Origin of the sequence: Microbacterium sp. ZKA21, from assembly GCF_050434165.1 — a bacterium.
Classification (GTDB): domain Bacteria; phylum Actinomycetota; class Actinomycetes; order Actinomycetales; family Microbacteriaceae; genus Microbacterium.
Genome location: NZ_JBNPVV010000007.1, coordinates 1 through 24386, shown reverse-complemented (window position 1 = coordinate 24386; position 24386 = coordinate 1). Strand labels below are relative to the sequence as shown.

Genomic DNA, 24386 nt, shown 5'->3' with positions numbered 1-24386 from the left:
GATCAGCCGAGACGGAACGGTGCGGCGGCGCGCGCCGCCGGATCGAGCGCGAGATCGGCCAGCACGGCGCCGACGCCGGGCGCGAACTTGAAGCCGTGTCCGGAGAAGCCGGCGCCGATCACGAACCGCCCTCGCCGGTCGAGCACGAAATCGCTGTCGTCGGTCGACGTGTACGTGCAGCTCAGGTGCAGCGCGGAATCGGCATCCAGCCCCGGCATCCACTCGCGCACATAGGAGCGGAGTGCGTCCGCGTGCGTCGTGCGGTGCGGACGTGCGTCGGGGTCGACCTCGTCGCCGACCTGGTGGAAGCCCACTTTGACGCCCTCGCCCGGCGTGGGCATGCCGTAGACCGTCGCGGGGTAGTCGCTCGGTGCGACGTAGTGGTTGAAGGACGGCCATGCGGCATCCGTCACGGGTTGGAAGTGCGCCGGCGTCTCCTCCGTGACACGCAGCCGCGGCAGCCCGATGCCGCCGAGCAGGGTCGAGGTCCATGCGCCGGCTGTCACGATCACGGTGTCCGCGCGCAGGGTGGTCCCATCGGCCAGAGCGAGCAGAGCGCTCGCCGGGTCCTGGCCGATGCGCTCGACCGGGGTCTCCCAGTGGACCGTGCCACCGCCGGCGACGATCCGCCGCTCCAGCTCGCGGAGGGCGTCGGCGGCGCGGATGACGCCGGCATCCGCGGACCACAGCACGTCCGACGCGAAGCGCATCCCCGGCCACCGCCGGTGCGCCTCCGCCGCCGTCAGCAGGTCGGCCGGGATGCCGCGACGCGCGAGTCCCGTCTGCACCGACGCGACGTCGACGTCGCCGTGCGTGACCAGGCCGTGCAGGCGCAGCAGCGGGGCGCCGTCCACAGCGCCGAGCGCGTCCCAACCGGCGCGCGAGCGCTCCAGCAGGTCGAGGTAGTGCTCCTCGGCATAGGCGTTGTTGAAGTTGCGCGTGGCGCCGTGGGATGCGCCTTGCGCGTGGCCGCGCGCGAATCGCTCCAGGACGACGGGTCGGAGACCGCGCCGCACGAGCTGCCATGCCGTCGCCAGTCCCATGACGCCGCCGCCCACGACGGCGATGTCCACGGCATCCTGCGCCATCCCGCACCTCCCGATCCCGACCAGTCTCTCAGCCGCGGCCGCCCCGGGTAGGCTGGACGGGTGAGCATGGACATCGAACTCGGCCGGGGCAAGCGTGCGCGTCGCGCGTACACGTTCGACGACATCGCGGTGGTGCCCTCACGGCGCACGCGCAACCCCGAAGACGTCTCGACCGCGTGGACCATCGACGCCTACGGCTTCGACATCCCGGTGCTCGGCGCGCCGATGGACTCGGTCGTGAGCCCTGCGACGGCCATCAGGCTCGGCCAGCTCGGTGGTCTCGGCGTGCTCGACCTCGAGGGTCTCTGGACGCGGTACGAGAACCCCGAGCCGCTGCTCGAGGAGATCGCCGGACTCGCGTCAGAGCAGGCGACTCAGCGCATGCAGCAGCTGTACAGCGAGCCCATCAAGCCGGAGCTGATCAAGGCGCGCCTCGCGGAGATCCGTGCCGGTGGCGTCACGGTGGCGGGGTCGCTCACTCCGCAGCGCACCCAGGAGCTGTACGAGACGGTCGTCGCCGCCGGTGTCGACCTGTTCGTGATCCGCGGCACGACGGTTTCGGCCGAGCACGTCTCCAGTGCCGCCGAGCCCCTGAACCTGAAGAAGTTCATCTACGACCTCGATGTGCCGGTGATCGTCGGCGGCGCAGCGACGTACACCGCGGCTCTGCACCTCATGCGCACCGGTGCCGCCGGTGTGCTCGTCGGCTTCGGTGGGGGAGCGGCGTCGACGACGCGCGCGACCCTCGGCATCCACGCGCCGATGGCGACCGCCGTCTCGGATGTCGCCGCCGCCCGCCGCGACTACCTCGACGAGTCCGGCGGACGCTACGTGCACGTGATCGCCGACGGCGGCGTCGGCACCTCTGGCGACGTCGTCAAGGCGCTCGCGATGGGCGCGGATGCGGTCATGCTGGGCGTCGCACTGGCCCGCGCGACCGATGCGCCGGGCCGCGGCTTCCACTGGGGGCCTGAGGCGCACCACGCCAAGCTTCCGCGCGGCCGCCGGGTGGCCGTCGACGCCATCGCGCCGCTGGAGGAGATCCTCTTCGGACCCGCCCCCGTCGCCGACGGCACGGCGAATCTCATCGGCGCTCTGCGCAAGTCCATGGCGACGACCGGATACTCCGACCTGAAGGAGTTCCAGCGCGTCGAGGTCGTGCTCGCTCCGTACGAGCAGGGCTGAGCATCCGCCTGCCGTGACGACACCAGAGGTCTTCCCGCCGACGCTGCGCGAGGTGATGCTGCGGCCGCGCTGGATCGGCGTGCTCGCGTTGTGCCTGCTCGTGGCTGGGGTCTTCGCGTTCCTCGGTCAGTGGCAGCTCGGTCGCGCGATCGAGACCGACCCTGTGCCGGCCGGCGTGACCGAGGACGTCCGCCCGCTGGACGACGTCGTGGTCCCCGGCGAGTACCTTCCGGAGCCGTACGTCGGCCAGCGCACCGAGGCCACCGGCACCTGGATCGGCGGAGACTTCCTCGTCGTCTCGTCGCGGTACAACGATGACGTCGAAGGCTACTGGGTGACCGGGCAGCTTCGCGTCGCGGATGGCGTGTCGATCGCGGTCGCGCTGGGCTGGGCGCAGGACCGGGACGATGCGGATGCCGCGGCGACCGCTCTCGAGCAGACCGCCCCCGGCGTCGACGTCACGATCACCGGCCGTCTCATCTCGGACGAAGGCGTGCAGGTGCCGCCGGCTGACGACCCTCAGCGCCTGGACCGGATGTCGCCGGCGGCGCTGCTGAACCACTGGCACGATGCGGATCGGCTGGCGGTCTACCGGCCGTATCTCGCCAGCGCCGAGGCTCCGGACGGACTCGTGGACATCTCGTCGCCCGCACCGGAGGAGCAGTCCCCGGTCAATTGGCTGAACGTCTTCTATGCGGCCGAATGGGCGATCTTCGCCGGCTTCGCCTTCTACATCTGGTACCGCCTCGCGAAGGATGCCTGGGAGCGCGAGGTCGAGGACATCGAGGACGCGGCCGCGACGGCATCCTGACCCGCTTCGGCGCGCATCTGAGCGTGCCGCGATGCGCATCTGAGCGTTTCTGAGGCGATTGTGTGAGCAGAGGATGACGATTCGGCGAACACCGTTGATCCTGTCCCCGGCCCTCCCTAAGCTCCCGATTATGTGCGTGCGCTGAGAGCGCCCGCGGCGACGGATTCACGAAAGCCGGCGCACCACCCGACCGAGGAGACAGCAACGATGATGCCAGCCCCTGATGCCGGGAACCGCACGGTTCCGGCGTCCTTCCGCAGTCGGGGGCGCATCCGCGTCCTCGCCGTGACCTGCGTCGCCGCCCTGGGCGCCGGCGCACTGGTCGCGACCCCTGCCCTCGCGAACACGACCGGAACAGCGGTCGTCATCAACGAGGCGTACCTGTCCGGCGGCAGCGCCGGTGCGCAGTTCACGAACAAGTTCGTGGAGCTGTACAACCCGACGAGCGAACCCGTCACCCTGGACGGTCTGTCGCTGCAGTACCGCTCGGCCACCGGGATGGCTGCCTTCAACGGCGTCGTGCCGCTCACCGGCGTCATCCCCGCGGGCGGCCACTATCTCGTGCAGGGCGGCAGCAACGGCGCCAACGGCCAGGCGCTGCCCGCAGCGGATGCCGTCGGCAACCTGAACCCGAGCGGCACGAACGGCACGCTTGCGCTCGTCGAGGGAACCGCGGCAGTGAGCCTCGCGACCGGTTCGGTCGCCGGCGTCGACGGCGTCGTCGACCTGCTCGGCTACGGCACCTCGAACACGTTCGAGACCGCTGCCGCCACACCGCCGGCCGGGAACACCGACGTCAAGTCGCTCAACCGCACGAACGCCGCCGACACCGACGACAACAGCGCCGACTTCGCCCTGTCAGCGACCATCACTCCGCAGAACTCCGGCGCCACGGAGCCGGAGGAGCCCGAAGAGCCCACGGCCGTCTCGATCGCCGAGGTGCAGGGCCAGGCCGACGTCTCGCCGTTGAACGGACAGAACGTCACGGTCGAGGGTGTCGTCACGGGCGATTACCGCACCGGCGGATACAAGGGCGTCTCGATCCAGACTCCGGGGTCCGGCGGCGACGCCGACGCGACTCCTGGTGTCTCGGACGGCGTCTTCGTGTACCTGAACGCGCTCGCTCCGACGCTCGCGATCGGCGATCTCGTCTCCGTCACCGGCACGGTCAGCGAGTACTACGGGCAGACGCAGATCAACCCGGCATCCGTGTCGGACGTCGCCGTCGTCACCGCCGGTGCGGGCGTGCCGGCCGCGACCCCGCTCGCGGACACCGTCACGGGCGCCGACCGTGAGGCGTACGAGAACATGCTCGTCGCGCCGACGGGGTCGTACCTGCTCGCCTCCAGCCACCAGCTGTACAACTACGGCACGCTGTGGCTGAACCCGGGCGAGCTGAACGTCAAGAGCACCGAGACCACGCGCCCCGGCGACGCCGCGAATGCGATCGCCGCCGAGAACCGGGCCGAGCGCATCCTCCTCGACGACGGATGGTCCGCCCAGGTCACCAGCAACGCGCACCCGGGCGAGCAGCCGTACTTCACGGCAGACACGGTGGTCCGCAACGGCGACGCCGTCGACTTCGCGGATGCCGGCTACGTGCTGCAGTACGGTTTCGATGACTGGAGGCTGCAGCCGGTCATCCCGATCGACGACGCGAGCGACGCGGGCTACAAGGCGAGCTTCACGGCGCAGAACCCCCGCACGGATGCCGCGCCGGAGGTCGGCGGAGACGTGCAGGTCGGCGCCTTCAACGTCTACAACTACTTCACGACGCTGTCCGGCGAGAACCCGGATGCCCGCGGCGCCGAGACGGCCGAGGAGTTCGCGATCCAGAAGTCGAAGATCGTCACCGCGATCAATGCGCTGGGTGCGGACGTCGTCTCGCTGATGGAGATCGAGAACTCGATCCACTTCGGCAAGCCGGCGGATTCGGCGCTGGCCGATCTCGTCGACGGTCTCAACGCGGATGCCGGTTCCGAGGTGTGGGCGTACGTGCCGACGCCGTCCGCGCTGCTCGAGACCGACACCGACGTGATCACGAATGCGATCATCTACAAGAAGGACGCCGTGACGCCGGTCGGCGACAGCGCCACTGTCGTCGACGAGACCGTCTGGGGCAATGCCCGCGAGCCGATCTCGCAGACGTTCGACGCGGACGGCAAGATCTTCTCGGTCGTCGCGAACCACTTCAAGTCGAAGTCGCCGCCCACCGGCGGAGGGGCGGAGCCGGCGGACGGGCAGGGCTTCTTCAACGCAGACCGTGTTGCACAGGCGCAGTCGCTCCTGGCCTTCACCCAGACCATCGCCGAGACGAGCGGCAGCGATGACATCCTGCTGCTCGGCGACTTCAACGCGTACGGCCAGGAGGACCCGATCGACGTGTTCGCGCAGGCCGGCTGGACCGACCTGGTTCCGGCGAAGGCCGCAGGCCAGCACACCTACACGTTCGACGGCGAGCTCGGCTCGCTCGACCACGCGATCGCGTCCCCGTCTCTGACGGCATCCGTGACCGGCACAGCGGTGTGGGGCATCAACTCGCCGGAGTGGAGCGACCGCGGCTACGCGTTCGGCGCCACCGAGGCGGGTACGCCGTTCCGCTCCAGCGATCACGACCCGGTCATCGTCGGCATCTCGAGCGAGATTCCGCCGGTGTCGATCGACATCGTCACGATCAACGACTTCCACGGTCGGATCGAGGCGGACGGTGCAGCGGCGGGTGCCGCCGTGCTCGCCGGTGCGGTGCAGCAGCAGCGCGAAGCGAACCCGAACACGGTGTTCGCCGCAGCGGGAGACCTGGTCGGCGCCTCGACGTTCACGTCGTTCATCCAGGATGACAACCCGACGATCGACGCGCTCAACGCTGCGGGGCTGGATGTCAGCGCCGCGGGCAACCACGAGTTCGATCAGGGCTGGGAGGACCTCGAGGGCCGCATCCAGGACCGTGCGGACTGGGAGTACATCAGCGCCAACGTGTTCGTGACCGAGACGGGCGAGCCCGCGCTCGCTCCGGCCTGGGTCGCCGAGCTGGACGGCGTCAAGGTGGGCTTCATCGGGGCTGTCACCGAGGAACTCGATTCCCTCGTGTCGCCGGACGGCATCGCCGAGCTCGAGGTGCGCAGCATCGCCGACTCGGTCAACGCCGTCGCTGATGACCTCACCGACGGTGAGGCCGCGAACGGCGAGGCCGATGTGCTGATCCTCCTCGTCCACGAGGGGGCGACCAGCACGGACGTCGCGAGCATCACTCCGGAATCCGCTCTGGGCGAGATCGTCGCCGGTGTGGACGACAGCGTGAGCGCGATCGTCTCGGCCCACACGCACCTCGCGTACAACCACGTGATCGACGGTCGGCCCGTCGTCTCGGCCGGTCAGTACGGCGAGAACTTCGGTCTGATGAATCTGCAGGTGGATGCCGAGACGAAGGAGCTCGTCTCGATCACGAACGAGATCAAGCCCCTCACCGAGGCCGGCAAGCCGCTGTACCCGGCTGTCACCGACGTGCAGGCGATCGTGGACGCGGCCAAGGCCGAGGCCGACGTGCTCGGTGCCGAGAAGGTCGGCGAGATCACGGCGGACTTCAACCGCGCTCGCCAGTCGACCGGTTCCGAGAACCGCGGTGGCGAGTCCACGATCGGCAACTTCGTCGCCGACGTGCAGAAGTGGGCCACCGGAGCCGACATCGCCCTGATGAACCCGGGTGGAATCCGGGCCAACCTCGCCTACGCGAGTGCCGGTGCGGCGGACCCCGACGGCAACGTCACCTTCCGCGAGGCGGCGACGGTGCAGCCGTTCGCCAACACGCTCGTCACGCTTGATCTCACCGGAGCTCAGCTGAAGGCCGTGCTCGAAGAGCAGTGGCAGCCCGCAGGGGCGAGTCGTCCGTTCCTCAAGCTCGGCGTCTCGAAGGGTCTGGCGTACACGTACGACCCGACCGCGGCGGCGGGGGCGCGGATCATGTCGATCACGCTCGACGGAACGCCGATCGACCCGGCGGCGACGTACACGGTGGCGGCGAACTCGTTCCTCGCGGCCGGCGGAGACAACTTCGCCACGTTCGCCGACGGAACGAACAAGGCCGACACCGGCAAGGTCGATCTCGCGTCGATGGTCGACTGGTTCGACGCGAACGGCACTGCCGCGCCCGATCTCGCCCAGCGTGCGGTCGGCGTGACGCTGAGCCCCGCGGATGCGGACGGCTACAGCGCCGGCGACCAGGTGACGATCGCTCTCTCCTCGCTGAACTTCAGCGCGGGCGAGGCGAACGGGGCCGAGGTCGCGGTGTCGCTCGGCGAGACCGCACTCGTGTCGGGGCAGATCGATCCGACGATCGTCGACACGACCGACGAGGTCGGCCGGGCGAGCCTGACGTTCACGGTGCCGGATGGGGTGTTCGGCGAGCAGTCGCTCACCGTATCCGTCGCCGACACCGGAACGAGCGTCCAGGTGCCGTTCACGATCGCAGGCTCCGAGCCGGTCGAGTTCGCCGGCACCATCGAGGCGCCCAAGAAGGTCTCGGTGGGCAAGAAGCTCAGCATCTCCGGTGCCGACTTCGAGCCGGGGGAGACGGTCACGGTCCGACTGCAGCCCAAGAAGGGCGCGGCGATCGACCTCGGCGAGGTCGTCGTGGGCGAGGACGGATCGTTCCAGGCATCCGTCACCGTGCCGAAGGGCACTCAGCCGGGCAAGTACACCGTCGAGGTCTCGCAGGCCGATGGTGACAGCGCGACGGCGACCGTCACCGTCAACCGGGGCGGCGGCGCGGTGCGCGACATCCTGGACTGGATCTGGGATCTGATCACCGGTTGGTTCTGATCCCCTGAACCGCAACGGAGGCCGTCGGGAGCGATCCCGGCGGCCTCCGTCGTGCACCAGGGTCAGACGGCCCAGGCGAAACCGTCCGGATCGGTGATCTCGGCGTCGGTCCCGTTGATCACCAGGCGATGCGAGCCGCCGCCATCGGCGGCGATCCCCGCCGACTTCGCGAGAGCTGCGCGCTTGTACAGGCCCAGGCCGATCGAGCCCTCCGGAGTGTCGAAGTCCACGTAGCTGCCGAAGCTCTTCTTCACGGCGAAGCCGCGTTCGGTATAGAACCGCTTGCTCTCGGCGACGTTCTCGGCGCCGAGCAGCAGGACGATGTCGTCGATGGTCCGGCTCGCAGGCTTCACGTCCTTCTTGCTCGAGGTCGCGATGTTCCACACGGCGCCGTCCGGAGCCTGCACGGAACCGCCGAAGCCCCAGAGCGACTTCGCGGCCGGCTTGAGGACCGTGGCGCCGGCGGCGATCGCGTCATCCAGCAGCAGCACGGCGTCGGCGGGCTGGGCGACGATCAGCGAGAGCGTGAATCCGCGGAACCCGGCGGTCGCGGCATCCGATTCGCGCAGGCGGAGGCGATCTCCGAGGCCGAAGACGCGCGAGTAGAAGTTCTGAGCCGCCGCGAGGTCGGCGACTTCGAGGGTGAGGGTGTCGATGCTGTTCATGTGCTTCACGCTACGAGCGCGAGGCGGAGGTGCGCTTCTCGATTCCTGACCCATCGTGCTGGTTGTGTTTATGTTGGTTTGTGTTGTACTCTGTGGGAATCGTTCACGGGCAATGGAGTCGATATGTACGCAATGGAGCGCCAGCAGGCGATCGAGCAGATCCTCCTCGCTGAGGGACGGATCGCCGTGGTCGATCTCGCTCGTCGATTCGACGTCACGACCGAGACCGTCCGGCGGGACCTCGCAGCGCTCGAGGAGACCGGCGTTCTCGTCCGAGTGCACGGCGGCGCCGTCGCGAAGGGCGCCGACAGCATGCGCGAATCGACGGTCCTCGAGCGGGCCGGCAGCCGGGGCCAGGCGAAGAGCGCCATCGCCGCGCGGGCACTGACCGCATTGGGCGAAGACTTCCGAGGGTCGGTGTTCATCGACGCGGGTACGACCACCGCCGCCGTCGCCGACGAGCTGGCCCGACGGCTCGGCACCCGCCACGGCGATGCGCAGGAGCGTATCGAGGCTGTCACCCACTCGCTGACGATCGCCCCGACGCTCGCGGCGGCCGACGGCGTCTCGCTGAGCGTGATCGGTGGACGCATCCGCGGCATCACAGCCGCAGCCGTCGGTGCGGACACCGTCGCCGCGATCGGACGGCTGCGTCCGGATGTGGCGTTCGTCGGAACGAACGGCGTCTCCGCTGCCTTCGGTCTCAGCACGCCGGATCCGGACGAGGCATCCGTCAAGTCCGCCATCGTGCGCGCCGCCCGCCGCGTGATCGTGGTCGCCGACGCGAGCAAGCACGAGACCGATCTGCTGGTCAGCTTCGCCGCATTGAGCGACATCGACGTTCTCGTCACGGACGCCGACCCGCCCGGCGAGCTCGCCGCGGCGCTCCGGGATGCCGGAGTCGAGGTGTGGCTCGCATGATCGTCACCCTGACCGCGAACCCCGCACTCGATCGGACGATCACGCTCGCCGCCGCGCTTCGGCCGGGCGAAGTGCAGCAGGCGCTGGCGCTGCGCGAGGATGCCGGCGGCAAGGGCGTCAACGTCTCGCGTGCCATCGCCGCCGCAGGGCTCGACACGGTCGCCGTCCTGCCGATCGCGGCGGATGACCCGTACCGCGGAGTCCTGCAGGCCTCCGGCATCCCGATCCGCGCCGTCCTCGTGGCGCACCATGTGCGCACCAACACGGCGATCACCGACCCGCTCGGAGAGACGACCAAGCTCAATCTGCCCGGTGCCGCGCTCACCGCTGATGAGGCGGACGCACTGATCGCCGCGGTCGTCGAGGCGAGCGGCGAGGCGGACTGGCTCGTGCTCGCCGGCTCGCTTCCGGCCGGCGTCGCCGACACGTTCTACGTCGACGTGATCGCGGCGGTTCGGGCGCGGTGGGCGACGGACGCACCGCGCATCGCGGTCGACACGTCCGGCGGAGCCCTGCGCGCGGTGGTCGCGCACGGGGCAGCGGACCTCATCAAGCCGAATGAGGACGAGCTCGCCGAGTTGACCGGCACCACCAAGCCCGCGGAGAAGGATCTCATCGCGTCCGCGCACGTCTCGGCGCGCAGGATCGTCCCCGACCGCGTCGCCGCGGCGCTCGTGACGCTCGGCGGTGCCGGCGCCGTGCTGGCCACGGCCGATGGCACCTGGTCCGCCGGCGCCCCCCGTATCCGCGTCGCGAGCACAGTCGGCGCAGGCGACAGTTCCCTCGCCGGCTACCTCATCGCCGACGCGTCCGGCGCGGATGCCGCGGATCGCCTGCGCTCCGCGATCCGCTACGGAGCCGCTGCCGCATCCCTGGGCGGCACGCAAGCACCGGCACCTGCCGATCTCGGCACGGATGCCATCCCTGTCCGATCCCTGTAATCCCACCACTGGAGGTCATCGTGTCCGAGACCATCACCGCCGAACTCGTCAGCATCGACGCTGACCTCGGCGCAGACAAAGCCGCCGTCATCCGCGCTCTCGCCGAACTCGTGAGCGCGCAGGGCCGCGCGGGCAGCGCCGAGCAGCTGTTCGCCGATGCCTGGGCGCGCGAGGAGAAGGACGAGACCGGCCTGCCCGGTGGCATCGCCATCCCGCACGCCAAGAGCGCGACGGTGACGACCCCGTCGCTGGCGTTCGCCCGGCTGCGTCCCGGGGTCGATTTCGGGGCACCGGACGGGCCGGCCGACCTCGTCTTCCTGATCGCGGCGCCCGACACCGCCGCCGAGGCGCACCTGGCGATGCTCTCGAAGCTCGCACGCAGTCTCATGCAGGACGACTTCACCGGCGCGTTGCGCGCCGCAGGGACGCCGCAGGACGTCGTCGCGATCGTCGACGCCGCCATCGGCGATGATCCGGATGCCGCGGCCGCCGCCGCTCAGCCCGCCGACGCAGCCGAAGCCCCGACCGCGCCGAAGGCCGCCGCCACGGCCGTCACCGCACCGAGGGCGCGCATCGTCGCCGTCACCGCGTGCGCCACCGGCATCGCGCACACCTTCATGGCTGCGGATGCGCTCACTGCCGCCGGACGCGCGGAAGGCGTCGACCTGGTCGTCGAGCCGCAGGGTTCGAGCGGGTACAAGGCGCTGCCGCAGAATGTGATCGAGGAGGCCGACGCCGTGATCTTCGCAGTCGATGTGGACGTGCGCGAGCAGGACCGCTTCGCAGGCAAGCCGGTCGTGCGCTCCGGCGTGAAGCGCGGCATCGAAGAGCCGAAGCAGCTCATCGCCGAGGCCATCGCCGCATCGAAGGACCCGTCGGCCGCCCGCGTCTCCGCGGCCAGCGGCGCACGCACGGCCTCGGCATCCGCGGCCGCTCCGCAGTCGGCCGCGGCCCGGATCCAGCGGATCCTGCTGACCGGCGTCAGCTACATGATCCCGTTCGTCGCGGGCGGCGGTCTGCTGATCGCTCTCGGGTTCCTGTTCGGCGGCTACGAGGTCAACCAGGACAATCAGGCGTTCACAGTCGTCCTCGAGAACGCACTGTGGACGCTTCCGGCCGGCGGGCTCGGGCAGTACATCGGTTCGGTGCTGTACGTCATCGGCGCCACCTCGATGGGCTTCCTCGTCTCGGCGCTCGCCGGATACATCGCGTTCGCGATCGCCGACCGGCCGGGCATCGCGCCGGGATTCGTCGCCGGTGCCGTGGCCGTGCTCATGAACGCCGGTTTCATCGGCGGCATCATCGGCGGCCTCCTCGCGGGATACGTCGCGTGGGCGATCGGGCGCATCGACGCGCCGCGCTGGCTGCGCGGCCTGATGCCCGTCGTGATCATCCCGCTGGTCGCGTCGATCGTGGCATCCGGGCTGATGCTGCTGTTCCTGGGGCGCCCCATCGCATCGCTGATGCAGCTGCTCAACGATTGGCTGACCGGTCTCGCCGGCACCTCGGGCATCGTGGTCGTCGGCGTCATCCTCGGTCTCATGATGTGCTTCGACCTCGGCGGACCCGTCAACAAGACGGCGTACGCCTTCGCGACCGCGGGGCTCGCCGCGGCATCCGCGGACAATCCGACGCCGTACCTGATCATGGCGGCCGTGATGTGCTCCGGAATGGTGCCCCCGCTTGCGATGGCGCTGGCATCGACCGTGCTCGATCGGAAGCTGTTCACGACGGTCGAACGCGAGAACGGCGTCGCCGCCTGGCTGCTCGGGGCCTCGTTCATCAGCGAAGGCGCGATCCCCTTCGCGGCGGCGGATCCGCTGCGCGTCATCCCAGCCTCGATGCTGGGCGGAGCGATCACCGGAGCGCTGAGCATGCTGTTCGGCGTGCAGTCGCTCGCACCGCACGGCGGCATCTTCGTGTTCTTCGCGATCAATCCGATCTGGGGCTTCCTGATCGCGCTCGCTGCGGGGACGATCGTGAGCGCGCTCGCCGTCGTCGGTCTGAAGCGCTTCGTGGCGCCCAAAGAACTCAGCGAGGCGACGGCCGCGCCCGTCGCCGCCTGACCATCAGCACCCACTGAACCATCACCGATTCACCGAAGGAGAACTGACATGACCGAACGACAGGCCACCATCGCCAGCAGCCAGGGACTGCACGCCCGCCCCGCGAAGCTCTTCGTGGCGGCTGTCCAGGAGAAGGGCATCCCGATCACGATCTCCGCCGCCGGCGGCGCCGAGCTGAATGCCGGGAGCATCCTGTCGTTGATGGGCCTCGGCGCGTCGCAGGGATCCGTCGTGACGCTGCGCTCGGATGCCGATGGGGCGGAGCAGGCGCTCGATGAGCTCGTGGCGCTGCTCGAGACGGATCACGACGCGGAGTGACCGCCGGAGGGCGGGTGTCCGGCGCGCCGGATGCCCGTCCGTCCCCGGGTAGACTGGACGCCATGCCCGAACCGAAAGCCGCCTCCTTCCCGAAGATCCGCGGGGCGCTGAAGTTCTACCAGATCGCGTCGATCATCACCGGTGTCATGCTCCTGCTGCTGCTCGCCGAGATGATCCTCAAATACAGCCCCACCCATGTCGAGCTCTTCGCCGGCGGTTCGGGCGGCTTCCTCTGGTTCGCACCGGTCATCGTCGGCGACGGATGCCAGTGGTACTCGCTGTTCGTTCCCGGCGGCATGGGGTGCGACCTCGAATCCACCGGTCAGACCGCCGGGGGAGTGAACCTCTCGCTGTTCGTGCTCGTCGCGCACGGCTGGTTCTACGTCGTGTACCTGTTCGCGTGCTTCCGGGTGTGGAGTCTGATGCGCTGGGCCTTCCCGCGGTTCATCCTGCTCGCACTCGGCGGCATCGTGCCGCTGCTGTCGTTCTTCATGGAGGCCAAGGTCTCCCGTGAGGTGAAGATCTACCTCGCTTCCCGTGAGGCGGCCATCGCCGCCTCGACCTCAGAAACCCAGGAGGCCGCGCGATGAGCGCTGACACCGCCCAGCGTCCCGTGCTCGTCGTCGACTTCGGCGCCCAGTACGCCCAGCTGATCGCCCGCCGCGTCCGCGAAGCGGGCGTGTACAGCGAGATCGTCCCGCACACGGTCACGGCTTCCGAGATCGCGGCGCAGAACCCGGTTGCGCTGATCCTGTCCGGCGGCCCGTCGTCGGTATACGAGGAAGGGGCGCCGGCACTGGACGGCGGCATCTTCGACCTCGGCATCCCGACCCTCGGCATCTGCTACGGCTTCCAGATCATGGCGCGCGCGCTGGGCGGCGAGGTCGCGAACACCGGCCTGCGCGAGTACGGCGCCACGGATGCCGCGCTCACCGGAGACGGGGGAGTCCTGCTCGGCGGACAGCCGAACACGCAGAACGTCTGGATGAGTCACGGCGATCAGGTCGCCAAGGCTCCGGAGGGCTTCGAGGTGCTGGCCTCCACGGACGCGACGCCCGTCGCCGCCTTCGCCAACACGGAGAAGTGCTTCTACGGCGTGCAGTGGCACCCCGAGGTCAAGCACTCCGATCACGGCCAGGAGGTCATCGAGAACTTCCTGCACAAGGCCGCGGGTCTCGCCGCCGATTGGAACAGCGGCAACGTCATCGAGGAGCAGGTCGCACGCATCCGCGAGCAGGTCGGCTCTGCCCGTGTCATCTCGGCGCTCTCCGGCGGCGTCGACTCCGCCGTCTCGACCGCGCTCGTGCACAGGGCGATCGGCGACCAGCTGACCGCGGTCTTCGTCGACCACGGGCTGCTGCGCAAGGGCGAGCGCGAGCAGGTCGAACAGGACTACGTCGCCTCGACCGGTGTCCGTCTGATCACGGTGGATGCCGCGGACACTTTCCTCGGCTTCCTCGCAGGGGTCACCGATCCCGAGGAGAAGCGCAAGATCATCGGGCGCGAGTTCATCCGCGCGTTCGAGAAGGTGCAGCGCGAGCTCGTCGCAGAGGCTGCGGCATCCGGCGAGCCGGTCAAGTTCCTCGTGCAGGGGACGCTCTACCCGGACGTCGTCGAGTCCGGCGGCGGCACGGGCACCGCGAACATCAAGTCGCACCACAACGTCGGCGGCCTCCCCGACGACCTCGACTTCGAGCTCATCGAGCCGCTGCGCACCCTGTTCAAGGACGAGGTGCGTCAGATCGGACGCGACCTGGGACTCCCCGAGGCGATCGTCGGCCGCCAGCCGTTTCCGGGCCCCGGCCTCGGCATCCGCATCGTGGGTGAGGTCACCGCTGACCGCCTCGAGCTTCTGCGTGAGGCCGACGCCATCGCGCGCGAGGAGCTGACCAAAGCGGGGCTGGACCAGCAGATCTGGCAGTGCCCCGTGGTGCTGCTCGCCGACGTCCGCTCGGTCGGCGTCCAGGGCGACGGCCGCACGTACGGCCACCCGATCGTGCTGCGTCCGGTGTCCAGCGAGGACGCCATGACCGCCGACTGGACGCGCCTGCCCTACGACGTGCTCTCGAAGATCTCCAACCGCATCACCAACGAGGTGCGCGAGGTCAACCGGGTCGTGCTCGACGTCACGTCGAAGCCGCCGGGGACCATCGAGTGGGAGTGATCTGATCACAGGAGCGGATGCCTCGGCATCCGCTCCTGTGTCGTTTTCGCGTCCCGTGCGCAACCCGGGCGTCGGAGAGATCCCGTGGGTCGGACGCGTGGATGGAATTGCGTCCGACGTCGGGTGCTTATCCGATCCGGGGATGCCCGCACACGTCTAGAAGCGGCGGCCGCCCGAGCGCCCGGAGGAGCGGCTTCCGCCGGACGAACGGCTCGAGGACGAGCGCGAGGACCCGCCCCACGAGGAGCGCGAGGACGAGGAACGCGACGAGCCGCCCCATCCGGACGAGCTGCCGCCGCCATCGCCCCCGCGCCCGAACGCGCCGGAGAGAGCGCCGAGTACGACGCCGCCGATGACGAACATCACGACGAGCCCTGGTTCGTCGCCGGCGATGCTCAGGCTGCTGACCAGTCCGACGGCCCCGCCGCCCACGCCGCCCCAGACGGCCTTCCCGCCACGGCCCTCATCCTCCTCGTAGGCGTACGTGCGCTTCCATTCCGATCGTCCGCTCGTGTCGGAGGACGGGGGATCGTACATGACGGCCGTGCGCTCGGTGGACGGCGAGGACCGGGCGAACCGTCGGCTCTCGGCGGCGACGGGAGAGGCGACGAGGCTCTGCACCTGCTCCGCGGCCGCGAGAGCGGATGCCGCGCGAATCTCCGCGTCATCGGTTCCGCCGGCCGCGAGCGCTTCGCTCAGCTGCCGCTGGGCGAAGTACAGGCGGCTCAGTGGGAACGAGCCCACCTGGCCCGGCCTGGCCTGCACCGAGAGCTCGGCGGCTCTCACGGCCGCCTTCGCCCTGTCGAGCATCGACGCTGGTGACTCGACAGCGCCTTCTGCCGGAGCATCCATCGCGCTGGTCCCTGTCGGCGCCCCGGCCCGCGCGGCGAGCGCGTCCGCCTCGGCGCCGACGGCATCCCGAAGATCCTTCGCCTCGGCGAGCAGCCGTTCGATCTCGTGCACGGCCGGGGTGATGGCCTTCGGTCTGCGGGATTCGACGGCCTTCCGCAGAGCGTCGAGCTGGACGTCGGCCGCATTCAGCCGAGCGCTGATCTCGTCAGGATTGTCCGCCACACCGGCGAGTTCGGCGGCAGTGAACGCCGTTGCGAGAGAAGCGAGACGATCGGTCGCTTCGCCCGCGAAGGCCGCGGCGGCTTCCCGTTCGGACCTCAGCCGGGCCAGTGTCTCCGCCGCTCCGTCCGCCAGGGCCCGAAGCGATGCCAGCTCCCGCTTGCGCCCCTCGAGGGCGCTGTCCACCTCGCGGCACAACCGGATGATCGTGTCCGTCCAGGAGCGGGTCTCGGAAGTGCTGTCCTCCTCGGCATCCTGAAGCTTCTCGAGCAGTTGGAAGGCCTCTTGCAGCCGGGACCGGCAGTCGGTCAGAACGGCGGCGAACTCGGCCGTCGTCTCCTCACCGAACTCCGCCGTCACGAAGCCGAGCTCCTGTTCGCTCGTGCGCACCGCCTCATCGGTCTGCACCAGCTGACGCGCGGCGCGCTTCTTCTGGCCCTCCAGCGTCCGCAGCTCAGCCGCCAGGGCCGCACGGCGTCGCAGGAACAGGACGAGCTGCGTCACGAGGAAGATGATCAGCGCGAGCCCGGCGAGCCCGAGCAACCAGACCCACCACGGCCAGGGGACCGTGTCGAACTCGTCGGCGACGTAATCGATTCCCCCCGCCCAGTCCTCGTCGGCGAGGTGGGAAGCGCCGAGTTCGTCCTCGATGTCGAGCACGCGCGCCTCGGAAAGCGGTCCTGCTTCGGGGCCGCCGTCGCCGTACTCCGCCGATATGGCGAGGCTGCGGCCGTCCGTGGCGATCGCCAGCAGATACTGGTCCGGCGCGAGGTTGTTGCGCAGCGCTGTCTCGTCCGCCCAGGTCAGGGCGTTGCCCGGATCCGAGAAGTCCGGAACGAGGACGACGAAGAGCTCCGGGCGGTCATCGGCGGCCGCGAGCTCGCCGAGCCGCTGTTCGAGTCGGGCCTCATCCGCATCGCTGAGCACGCCGGACACGTCCGTGATGTGCCCGTCGTCGAGGTCGAGAGGCGTTTCGGCGTGTGCGGCGGCGGCACCGCCGATGAGGCACCCGCTCAGCACGGCGGCCAGTCCCACGACAGTCGAACGTCGCATCCGATTCTTCATCGCATCCCCTCGGCAATTCGGCTCCGGGCAATCATGCCACGGGGCTGCGTCGCGCTCGGCGCGCGTGAGGTCTGACACATCTCAGAAGTTTTTCGGATGCCGTGTCGATCCGGCGTCTTCCCGTTCGACGTCTTCAGTGAGAGGGTCGGAACACGGCCCCACGATCGAGGAGAACCATCATGAAGTACATGCTGATCATGCGCGCGGACGACTCCGGCGTCGAGGCGTATCAGGAGATCCCCTTCGAGCAGATCATCGAGGCCATGGGGAAGTACAACGAGTCGATGATGAAGGCGGGAGTGCTCGTCGCGGGCGAAGGCCTGACCGATGCCGCCGAGGGCTTCGTCGTCGACTACTCCGCCGAGACGCCGCTCGTCACGGACGGCCCCTACGGCGAGACCAAGGAGCTGTTCAACGGCTTCTGGATCATCGAGGTCTCGTCTCGCGAAGAGGCCGTCGAGTGGGCCAAGCGCGCACCGCTCGGAGCCGGCGCGTTCCTCGAGGTGCGTCGCGTCACCGAGATGAGCGATTTCCCCGAGGACAACGAATGGATCCAGAAGGAAGAGGGCTGGCGCGAGGAGCAGGCGCAGCGCGCCCAGGGCTGACATGTCCGACAGCTCGCTCGCGCCGAGGGCGCACTCCGCGGAGAACGTGGAGCGCGCCCTCGCCGCCGTGTGGCGGATCGAGTCCGCCAAGATCACCGCGACCCTCACCCGCATGGTCGGGGATTTCTCGCTGGCCGAGGACCTTGCTCAGGAGGCGCTCGTCGAGGCGCTCAAGCAGTGGCCGTCCGAGGGGGTCCCGCGCAACCCGGCGGCCTGGCTCACGGCCGTGGCGAAGCGACGGGCGATCGATGCCTGGCGTCGACAGGAGCGCTTCGACGACCGCGTCGCCGCGATCGCGCACGACCTCGAGCGCGAACAGGCGGATGCCGTCGACGCCGACCCCTGGGACCCGGACGAGATCGATGACGACGTGCTCCGGCTCGTCTTCATCTCGTGCCACCCGGTACTCTCGCGTGAGGCGCAGGTGGCGTTGACGCTCCGCGTCGTCGCCGGGCTGTCGAGCGAGGAGATCGCGCGCGCGTTCATGATCCCGACCGCGACCGTGCAGCAGCGCATCGTTCGGGCGAAGAAGACCCTGGCTGCCGCGAACGTGCCGTTCGAGGTGCCCGCGCGGGAAGAGCAGCCCGCGCGCCTGGGCGCCGTGCTCGCCGTGCTCTACCTCATCTTCAACGAGGGGCATTCGGCGTCGAGTGGTCCGGATTGGATGCGCCCGGAGCTCAGCTTCGAGGCGATCCGTCTTGCGCGCGTCCTCGTGGCACTGCTGCCGAAGCACCGCGATGCGCACAGCGTCCTCGCTCTCATGGAGCTCACCGCGGCGCGCTTCCCCGCACGCGTGGACGCGAAGGGCGATCCGGTGCTGCTCGCCGATCAGGACCGCCGCCGCTGGGACCGAGGGCGCATCGCAGCCGGTCGTACGGCGCTCGCCCGCGCGGATGCTCTCGGCGCCCGCACCGCATACGGCCTGCAGGCGGCCATTGCGGAGTGCCATGCCGTCGCCGCATCCATCGACGAGACGGACTGGGACGGCATCGTCGTGCTCTACGAGGCCCTCGGCCGGATCGCGCCGTCACCGGTGGTCGATCTCAACCGCGCCGCCGCGATCGCGATGGCCACGGGCCCCGCATCCGCGTTGCGCGAGATCGACCGGCTCGCGGCATCCGGAGCTCTGAAGGGCTACCACCTGCTGCCGGCCACCCGGGGCGAACTCCTGCGGCGGATGGGAAGGGATGCCGAGGCGCGCGCGGAGTTCGCGGTCGCCGCCCGACTGGCGGGCAACGACCGCGAACGCGCCATTCTGGAGGCCAAAGCACACGGCTGAGCGATAGCGCAGTCCGTCCCGTGCGTCGGGCTTGGGTCAGTCGTTGACCTTCTGGCCGCGGCCGACGATGAGCCCGTAGATCAGCAGCACGATGATCGCGCCGCCGATGGCGAGCAACCAGGTGCCGAGATCCCAGAACTCGGTCAGCGGGCGATTCAGCAGCAGACTGCCCAGCCAACCGCCGAGGATCGCTCCGACGACGCCGAGGAGAAGAGTGACGAACCAGCCACCGCCCTGCTTGCCGGGCAGGATCAGCTTCGCGATCGCGCCAGCGATGAGTCCGAGCAGGAGGAATCCGAGGAAGCTCATGGTGTGCTCCTTTTCTGTAGTCGGTGTCCCCAGACTCGCGGGGGCGCGACTTCACGGCAACCCCTTGACAACGTGAACGACCCGCCTCCGAGGGGACGGGCCGTTCGATGCTTCGCCGAGAGCCGTGTCGGGCTCAGGCGCGGCTGAAGCGGATGGTGACGATCTGGAAGGGGCGCAGGTCGAGCCGCACGCCGTCATCGGCGACAGCGGAGCCGTCGGCGCTGACGTCGCGCTCGAGCAGGTCGGTCTGCCGCGCATCCGTGAAGGAGAATCCGGCGGTCAGAGTCGCGTGCGCCCGGGTGCCGAGCGCCTCGTACAGGCGCACGACCACGTCACCGCTGCCGTCCTCGGCGAGCTTGACCGCCTCGACGACGACTCCGGGGTTGTCGACGCGCATGAGCGGCTCGATCGCATCGACCCCGGCATCCGCGACACGACGCGGGGGAAGATTGATGTGGTAGCCCTCGGCGACCGACGTGGCGACATCCGCGCCGATCACGAGGCCGACCCGCACCACGTGGGAGCCCTCGTCCTGCGTCGGGTCGGGGAACAGTGCGGAGCGGATGAGCGACAGTCGGGCGATCGTGATCGTGCCGCCGCGCTCGTCGCGCTGTTCGCGGGTGATGTCGTGGCCGTAGGTCGAGTCGTTGACGATCGCCGCCCCGAAGTCCGGCTCGGCGACACGGATCCACCGGTGCGCGACGGTCTCGAACCGTGCGGCATCCCACGATGTGTTCGTATGCGTCGCCCGCTCGATGTGTCCGAACTGGATCTCGGACGTGGCGCGGTCGGTGTGCAGGTCGAGCGGGAAGGCGAACTTGAGCATCTTCTGCTTCTCGTGCCAGTCCAGCTCCAGGGCGAACGACAGGACGCGCGAGCCGGAGCGCAGACTGATCCGCTCGATCACCGTCGACGCACCGAACCGGCGCTCGACGACGATGGCCGAGCCCTCGACCGCGATCGACACGGCCTCCGTCAGGTCGGTGACGGTGTTGCGATAGTGGACGTCCACGTCCCAGGCATCCCACTGCGTCGGAGTGTCGCGGTGCAGCTGAAGCAAGCCGGCGGCCCGACCAGGGGCGACGACGTCTCGTCCCGTGCGAAGGTCGACGGCTGAGACGACCAGGCCGCGGTCGTCCACCGTCGCGCGGACGATGCCGTTGTCGAGCACCCATCCGGCGGCACCATCGCGGCGCGGCGCAGCGTCCTCGCCGCCATCCGCAACAGCGGCGCCGAGAGCGAGGACGCCCTGTCTGGCGTGCGGGGAGGCATTCGCGATGAGCGTCCGGTCGCCGTCCCCGGCAAGAGCGCGCAGGCTGCTGTCGATGATCTCCTCGAGCTCACGCGCCACGAACGCGTAGTTGCGCTCGGCGTCCTGGTAGACCCAGGCGATCGACGACCCGGGGAGGATGTCATGGAACTGCTGCAGCAGCACCGTCTCCCAGACCCGCTGCAGCCGCTCCGCGGGATAGGGGATGCCGAGGCGCACGGTCGCCGTCGCGGCCCAGAGCTCGGCCTCCCGCAGCAGATGCTCGCTGCGCCGGTTGCCTTGTTTCGTGGCGAGCTGGCTCGTGTACGTACCGCGATGGAACTCCAGGTAGAGCTCGCCCGACCAGACCTCCGGCCGGGGGTACTCGGCCTGGGCGGCCTCGAAGAAGGCTCGTGGGGTGCTGTGCACGACACGGGGCGATCCTTCGAGCGATGCGGTGCGGGAGACAGCCGCGGTCATCTCGCGCGTCGGCCCGCCGCCGCCGTCGCCGTAGCCGTACGGAAGGAGCGACACCGTGGCGCGCCCCTTGTCGGCGAAGTTGCGCTCGGCGTGGGCGAGCTCATCGGCCGTCACGCGGGAGTTGTAGGTGTCGACAGGTGGGAAATGCGTGAAGAGCCGCGTGCCGTCGATCCCCTCCCAGTCGAACGTGTGGTGGGGGAATCTGTTCGTCTCGTTCCACGAGATCTTCTGGGTCAGGAACCAGCGGATGCCGGCCGCCTTGGCGATCTGCGGCAGCGAACCCGAGTACCCGAACGAATCGGGCAGCCATGCCTCTGGTGTGTCGATCCCGAATTCGCGCAGGAAGAAGGACTTGCCTGCGACGAACTGGCGCGCCATCGCCTCGGAGCCGGGCATGTTGGTGTCGGATTCGACCCACATGCTTCCCACCGGGATGAACCTGCCCTCGGCCACGCGGGCGCGGATCCGGTCGAACAGGTCGGGGTAGTACTCCTTGATCCACGCATACTGCTGCGCGCTCGAGGCGACGAAGACGAAGTCGGGGTCCTCATCCATGAGCGACAGGACGTTCGAGAAGGTCCGCGACACCTTGCGGACGGTTTCGCGCACCGGCCACAGCCAGGCGGAATCGATGTGCGCGTGGCCGACGGCATGCAAAGTGTGAGCGGAGGCGGATGCCGGCTTCGCCAGCACCGGGGCGAGAACCTCGCGCCCGGAGGTCGAGGTCCCGGTGACGTCATCGGGGTCGACGAGGTCGATCATCCGCTCCAGTGCGACGAGGATCTCGGCGCGCCGAGGGGAGCCGTCGTCCAACTGCTCGGCGAGACCGCGCAGTGCGAGCGTGTCGGCAAGCAGGTCGGTCACCTCGAGGTCGCGCAGGCGCACGTCGAGTTCGCGGAGCGTGTAGATCGGCGCGGTGCCGACGGTCGCGAGATCGCCGACCGGGGTCGGATCGAATGTGAAGAGGCTCCCGACATCCGGATTGGAGGCCGCCTCGATGTACACATCGATATCGCCCGCCTGGTCCACGGCTTCCGCGACGGCATTGTTGAGCGGCGCGATTCCTCGGACCGGCCGGCCGGCGACATCCCACACCATGGCTTCGCACTGGAAACCCGGCTGGCCCTGGGTGAATCCGAGGTCGACGACGACCTCGGGTCGCGTACGCGGAGGCAGGGATCCGTCCGGCCCTCGCCACGACTCCGGTACGGAACCGCGTACGCGGAACCAGGTCGTCCCCCAGGGGCGCCCCCAGAGATCGCCTGGTGCGATCGGAGAGTACACGCCCTCCGCGGCCTCGGCGAAGGAGACGGGTTCGCCGGCCGCTTCCCAGCGCGTCGCCGCAATCGGTGCGGATGCGCGATAGACGTGCGGCTGCAGTCGCTCGCGGATGAAGCGGTCGACGCGGAGGAGGGCAAGGCGAGAACGGTCATGCATGAGGATGAAGAGCTTTCTGAGAGGAGAGGACCGGGTCAGCCCTTGACGGAACCGGCGAGTGCGAAGGACGAGCCGGACAGTTTCTGGACGATGACGTACAGGATGACCATCGGCGCGGCATACAGCACGGAGTAGGCCGCGAGCTGGCCGTACGCGATCGTGCCGTACTGCCCGAAGAAGTTGAAGATCGATACGGCGGCCGGAAAACGATCCGACGTGAACAGGAGGACGAACGGGACGAAGAAGTTCCCCCAGGCGCCCGTGAACACGAAGATGAACACCACGCCGATGCCGGGCCTCATGAGGGGAACGACGATGCGCGCGAGCGCTTGCATCGAACTGGCGCCGTCGACCCAGGCCGCCTCCTCGAGGGAGATCGGCACCGAGTCCATGAAGTTCTTCAGCATCCAGATCGCCATCGGCAGGGACGTCGCCGACATGAAGACGATGACGCCCCACGTGGAATCGAGGATGCCGAAGGCCACGAACAGCGAGTACACCGGGACCATCATGGCCGTGATCGGCAGGCCAGTGCCGAACAGGATCGCGTACATGAACGGCTTCTGGTAGCGCGCCGCATACCGCGAGAGCGGATAGGCCGCCAGCAGCGAGACGATGACCGTGATGACCGCCGTGCCGAGCGATATCAGCACTGAATTGAGCAGCGGGAGCCACGCGAGCTCCCAGGTCATGACGCTCGTGTAGTTCTCGAGCGTCCAGGTCTCCGGGATCCGCATCGAGACGGTGGCATTCGCGTCGAACGAGGCGAAGACGACCCACAGGAGCGGGACGAGGAAGAGCACGCCGATGACGCTCAGGATGAGGGACATCGTCACCGTCTGAGCGCGCTTGCGCGGCGCCGACACGCTGAGCGATGTGCTCCCTCGGGTGAGGAGCGTGCGCGTCTCCGTCATTGCTTGCGAGGCCATATCAGTCCACCTCCGGCTTGAGCACTCGAATGTAGATGATGGAGAACACCGCGCCGATGAGGAGGGTGACGGTGGCGATCGCCGTGCCGTACCCGACCTGGGCGAACTTGAACGCCTCCTGGTATGCGAGCACGGGCAGCGTCGCGGAGGCTGTGCCGGGGCCGCCACCGGTCATGACCCAGATGAGGGTGAACACCCCCAGGGTCTGGAGTGTCGTCAGCAGGAGATTGGTGGAGATCGAACGGCGGATCACAGGCAGCGTCACCTGGGTGAATCGCTGCCAGGCGGATGCGCCGTCGATGGTCGCGGCCTCGATGAGATCGGGCGGCACCTCGGCGAGTGCCGCGTTGTACACGAGCATCGAGAACGCCGTCCCCCGCCAGATGTTCGCGATGATGACCGACAGCATGGGGAGGTGGTAGAGCCAAGCGGTCTGCTCAGCGCCGAACCAGCTCAGCGCCGCGTTGAGCGTGCCGTCCTTCGAGAAGAAGGCGTAGAGGGCGAATGCCGCGACGATCTCGGGAAGCACCCAGGCGAGGACGACGATTCCGCTGACGAGGGAGCGCACGACCGTCGAAGAGGTGCGCATGAGCACGGCCAGGAGCATCCCGAGCACGTTCTGGCCGATGACGGCGGATGCGAGGACGAACACGACCGTGAGGACGAGTGCGTTCCAGAAGTCGGCGGAGCCGAACAGCTCGATGTAGTTGTCGAGCCCGATGAACTGCGGGTTCGCGGCGCGCGGGCCGGTCAATGCGCGGTCGGTGAGAGAGCCGTACAGCGAATAGACGATCGGGCCGAGCATGAAGGCGGCCAGCAGCAGCACGGCGGGAACGAGCGGCAGCAGGCGGACGAGGGCGAGGCCGGGGCCGCGGGGGGGGGGGGGGGGGGGGGGGGGCCCCCCCCCCCCCCCCCCCCCCCCCCGGGGGGGGGGGGGGGGGGGGGGAGTCCCCCGCGGGGGGGGGTTTGGGGGCGCCGGCGGGCGGCG

Annotated in this window: 18 protein-coding genes; 11 read left to right on the top strand and 7 right to left on the bottom strand. The window is 69.3% G+C overall.

Features of this window, described 5'->3' with window-relative positions; genetic code table 11:
- Positions 1-2: 2 nt before the first annotated feature.
- The gene (locus M2317_RS14175; protein WP_429461198.1) at positions 3-1088 is read right to left on the bottom strand and encodes an FAD-dependent oxidoreductase; all 1086 of its coding nucleotides are present in this window, start codon (positions 1086-1088) and stop codon (positions 3-5) included.
- A gap of 66 nt (positions 1089-1154) precedes the next feature.
- Here M2317_RS14175 and M2317_RS14170 point away from each other — a divergent pair, with 66 nt between their 5' ends.
- From M2317_RS14170 to M2317_RS14160, 3 genes are all read left to right on the top strand, one after another.
- Positions 1155-2273, top strand: a complete 1119-nt coding sequence (locus M2317_RS14170; RefSeq protein WP_429461593.1) for a GuaB3 family IMP dehydrogenase-related protein — start codon at positions 1155-1157, stop codon at positions 2271-2273.
- A gap of 55 nt (positions 2274-2328) precedes the next feature.
- Complete coding sequence (locus M2317_RS14165; RefSeq protein ID WP_429461591.1) at positions 2329-3084, top strand: SURF1 family protein; 756 nt, start codon at positions 2329-2331, stop codon at positions 3082-3084.
- Between the two features lie 207 nt (positions 3085-3291).
- Entirely contained in the window at positions 3292-7899 is a 4608-nt protein-coding gene (locus tag M2317_RS14160; RefSeq protein ID WP_429461196.1) for an ExeM/NucH family extracellular endonuclease, read from the top strand.
- Between the two features lie 62 nt (positions 7900-7961).
- Here M2317_RS14160 and M2317_RS14155 read toward each other — a convergent pair whose 3' ends face one another.
- Positions 7962-8564 (bottom strand): glyoxalase, encoded by a 603-nt coding sequence (locus M2317_RS14155; RefSeq protein ID WP_429461195.1) that lies wholly within the window; start codon positions 8562-8564, stop codon positions 7962-7964.
- 123 nt (positions 8565-8687) lie between these two features.
- On the opposite strand from M2317_RS14155, the gene M2317_RS14150 reads away from it, so the two are divergent.
- The 6 genes from M2317_RS14150 to guaA all read left to right on the top strand — a co-directional run bounded on the left by M2317_RS14150 (position 8688) and on the right by guaA (position 14974).
- A complete protein-coding gene (locus M2317_RS14150) occupies positions 8688-9485 on the top strand; it encodes a DeoR/GlpR family DNA-binding transcription regulator (protein ID WP_429461193.1) in 798 nt (265 codons plus the stop codon).
- On the top strand, positions 9482-10426 hold the full coding sequence (locus M2317_RS14145) for a 1-phosphofructokinase family hexose kinase (protein WP_429461192.1): 945 nt from the start codon (positions 9482-9484) through the stop codon (positions 10424-10426). Before M2317_RS14150 ends, M2317_RS14145 begins: the two co-directional genes overlap by 4 nt.
- Before the next feature lie 20 nt (positions 10427-10446).
- On the top strand, positions 10447-12492 hold the full coding sequence (locus tag M2317_RS14140) for a PTS fructose transporter subunit IIABC (protein ID WP_429461190.1): 2046 nt from the start codon (positions 10447-10449) through the stop codon (positions 12490-12492).
- Positions 12493-12540: 48 nt separating this feature from the next.
- Positions 12541-12810, top strand: coding sequence for an HPr family phosphocarrier protein (locus tag M2317_RS14135; protein WP_429461188.1), 270 nt, complete (start codon positions 12541-12543; stop codon positions 12808-12810).
- A 62-nt stretch (positions 12811-12872) separates the two neighbouring features.
- Complete coding sequence (locus tag M2317_RS14130; protein ID WP_429461186.1) at positions 12873-13400, top strand: DUF3817 domain-containing protein; 528 nt, start codon at positions 12873-12875, stop codon at positions 13398-13400.
- Positions 13397-14974, top strand: coding sequence for a glutamine-hydrolyzing GMP synthase (guaA, locus tag M2317_RS14125; protein ID WP_429461185.1), 1578 nt, complete (start codon positions 13397-13399; stop codon positions 14972-14974). The genes M2317_RS14130 and guaA overlap by 4 nt, the downstream gene beginning before the upstream one ends.
- Positions 14975-15130: 156 nt before the next feature.
- On the opposite strand, the gene M2317_RS14120 is transcribed toward guaA, so the two are convergent.
- Positions 15131-17098 (bottom strand): TPM domain-containing protein, encoded by a 1968-nt coding sequence (locus tag M2317_RS14120; RefSeq protein ID WP_429461183.1) that lies wholly within the window; start codon positions 17096-17098, stop codon positions 15131-15133.
- A 191-nt stretch (positions 17099-17289) separates the two neighbouring features.
- Here M2317_RS14120 and M2317_RS14115 point away from each other — a divergent pair, with 191 nt between their 5' ends.
- Entirely contained in the window at positions 17290-17715 is a 426-nt protein-coding gene (locus M2317_RS14115) for a YciI family protein (RefSeq protein ID WP_406246277.1), read from the top strand.
- 1 nt (position 17716) lies between these two features.
- A complete protein-coding gene (locus M2317_RS14110; RefSeq protein WP_429461181.1) occupies positions 17717-18994 on the top strand; it encodes an RNA polymerase sigma factor in 1278 nt (425 codons plus the stop codon).
- Positions 18995-19030: 36 nt separating this feature from the next.
- Here M2317_RS14110 and M2317_RS14105 read toward each other — a convergent pair whose 3' ends face one another.
- From M2317_RS14105 to M2317_RS14090, 4 genes are all read right to left on the bottom strand, one after another.
- Entirely contained in the window at positions 19031-19303 is a 273-nt protein-coding gene (locus tag M2317_RS14105) for a GlsB/YeaQ/YmgE family stress response membrane protein (protein ID WP_429461179.1), read from the bottom strand.
- A gap of 133 nt (positions 19304-19436) precedes the next feature.
- Positions 19437-22469, bottom strand: a complete 3033-nt coding sequence (locus tag M2317_RS14100; protein WP_429461177.1) for an alpha-mannosidase — start codon at positions 22467-22469, stop codon at positions 19437-19439.
- 35 nt (positions 22470-22504) lie between these two features.
- Positions 22505-23398, bottom strand: a complete 894-nt coding sequence (locus M2317_RS14095) for a carbohydrate ABC transporter permease (RefSeq protein ID WP_429461175.1) — start codon at positions 23396-23398, stop codon at positions 22505-22507.
- 1 nt (position 23399) lies between these two features.
- Positions 23400-24245 carry a carbohydrate ABC transporter permease gene (locus M2317_RS14090; protein ID WP_429461590.1) on the bottom strand — a complete coding sequence of 282 codons (846 nt, stop codon included), beginning with the start codon at positions 24243-24245 and terminating at the stop codon, positions 23400-23402.
- Between the last annotated feature and the right edge of the window lie 141 nt (positions 24246-24386).

What these genes read in the sequence shown, in the direction of transcription:
- M2317_RS14175 (WP_429461198.1), bottom strand. Translation starts at nt 1,088, where the DNA reads ATGGCGCAGGATGCCGTGGACATCGCCGTCGTGGGCGGCGGCGTCATG.
- M2317_RS14170 (WP_429461593.1), top strand. Translation starts at nt 1,155, where the DNA reads ATGGACATCGAACTCGGCCGGGGCAAGCGTGCGCGTCGCGCGTACACG.
- M2317_RS14165 (WP_429461591.1), top strand. Translation starts at nt 2,329, where the DNA reads ATGCTGCGGCCGCGCTGGATCGGCGTGCTCGCGTTGTGCCTGCTCGTG.
- M2317_RS14160 (WP_429461196.1), top strand. Translation starts at nt 3,292, where the DNA reads ATGATGCCAGCCCCTGATGCCGGGAACCGCACGGTTCCGGCGTCCTTC.
- M2317_RS14155 (WP_429461195.1), bottom strand. Translation starts at nt 8,564, where the DNA reads ATGAACAGCATCGACACCCTCACCCTCGAAGTCGCCGACCTCGCGGCG.
- M2317_RS14150 (WP_429461193.1), top strand. Translation starts at nt 8,688, where the DNA reads ATGTACGCAATGGAGCGCCAGCAGGCGATCGAGCAGATCCTCCTCGCT.
- M2317_RS14145 (WP_429461192.1), top strand. Translation starts at nt 9,482, where the DNA reads ATGATCGTCACCCTGACCGCGAACCCCGCACTCGATCGGACGATCACG.
- M2317_RS14135 (WP_429461188.1), top strand. Translation starts at nt 12,541, where the DNA reads ATGACCGAACGACAGGCCACCATCGCCAGCAGCCAGGGACTGCACGCC.
- M2317_RS14130 (WP_429461186.1), top strand. Translation starts at nt 12,873, where the DNA reads ATGCCCGAACCGAAAGCCGCCTCCTTCCCGAAGATCCGCGGGGCGCTG.
- guaA (WP_429461185.1), top strand. Translation starts at nt 13,397, where the DNA reads ATGAGCGCTGACACCGCCCAGCGTCCCGTGCTCGTCGTCGACTTCGGC.
- M2317_RS14120 (WP_429461183.1), bottom strand. Translation starts at nt 17,098, where the DNA reads ATGCGACGTTCGACTGTCGTGGGACTGGCCGCCGTGCTGAGCGGGTGC.
- M2317_RS14115 (WP_406246277.1), top strand. Translation starts at nt 17,290, where the DNA reads ATGAAGTACATGCTGATCATGCGCGCGGACGACTCCGGCGTCGAGGCG.
- M2317_RS14110 (WP_429461181.1), top strand. Translation starts at nt 17,717, where the DNA reads ATGTCCGACAGCTCGCTCGCGCCGAGGGCGCACTCCGCGGAGAACGTG.
- M2317_RS14105 (WP_429461179.1), bottom strand. Translation starts at nt 19,303, where the DNA reads ATGAGCTTCCTCGGATTCCTCCTGCTCGGACTCATCGCTGGCGCGATC.
- M2317_RS14100 (WP_429461177.1), bottom strand. Translation starts at nt 22,469, where the DNA reads ATGCATGACCGTTCTCGCCTTGCCCTCCTCCGCGTCGACCGCTTCATC.
- M2317_RS14095 (WP_429461175.1), bottom strand. Translation starts at nt 23,398, where the DNA reads ATGGCCTCGCAAGCAATGACGGAGACGCGCACGCTCCTCACCCGAGGG.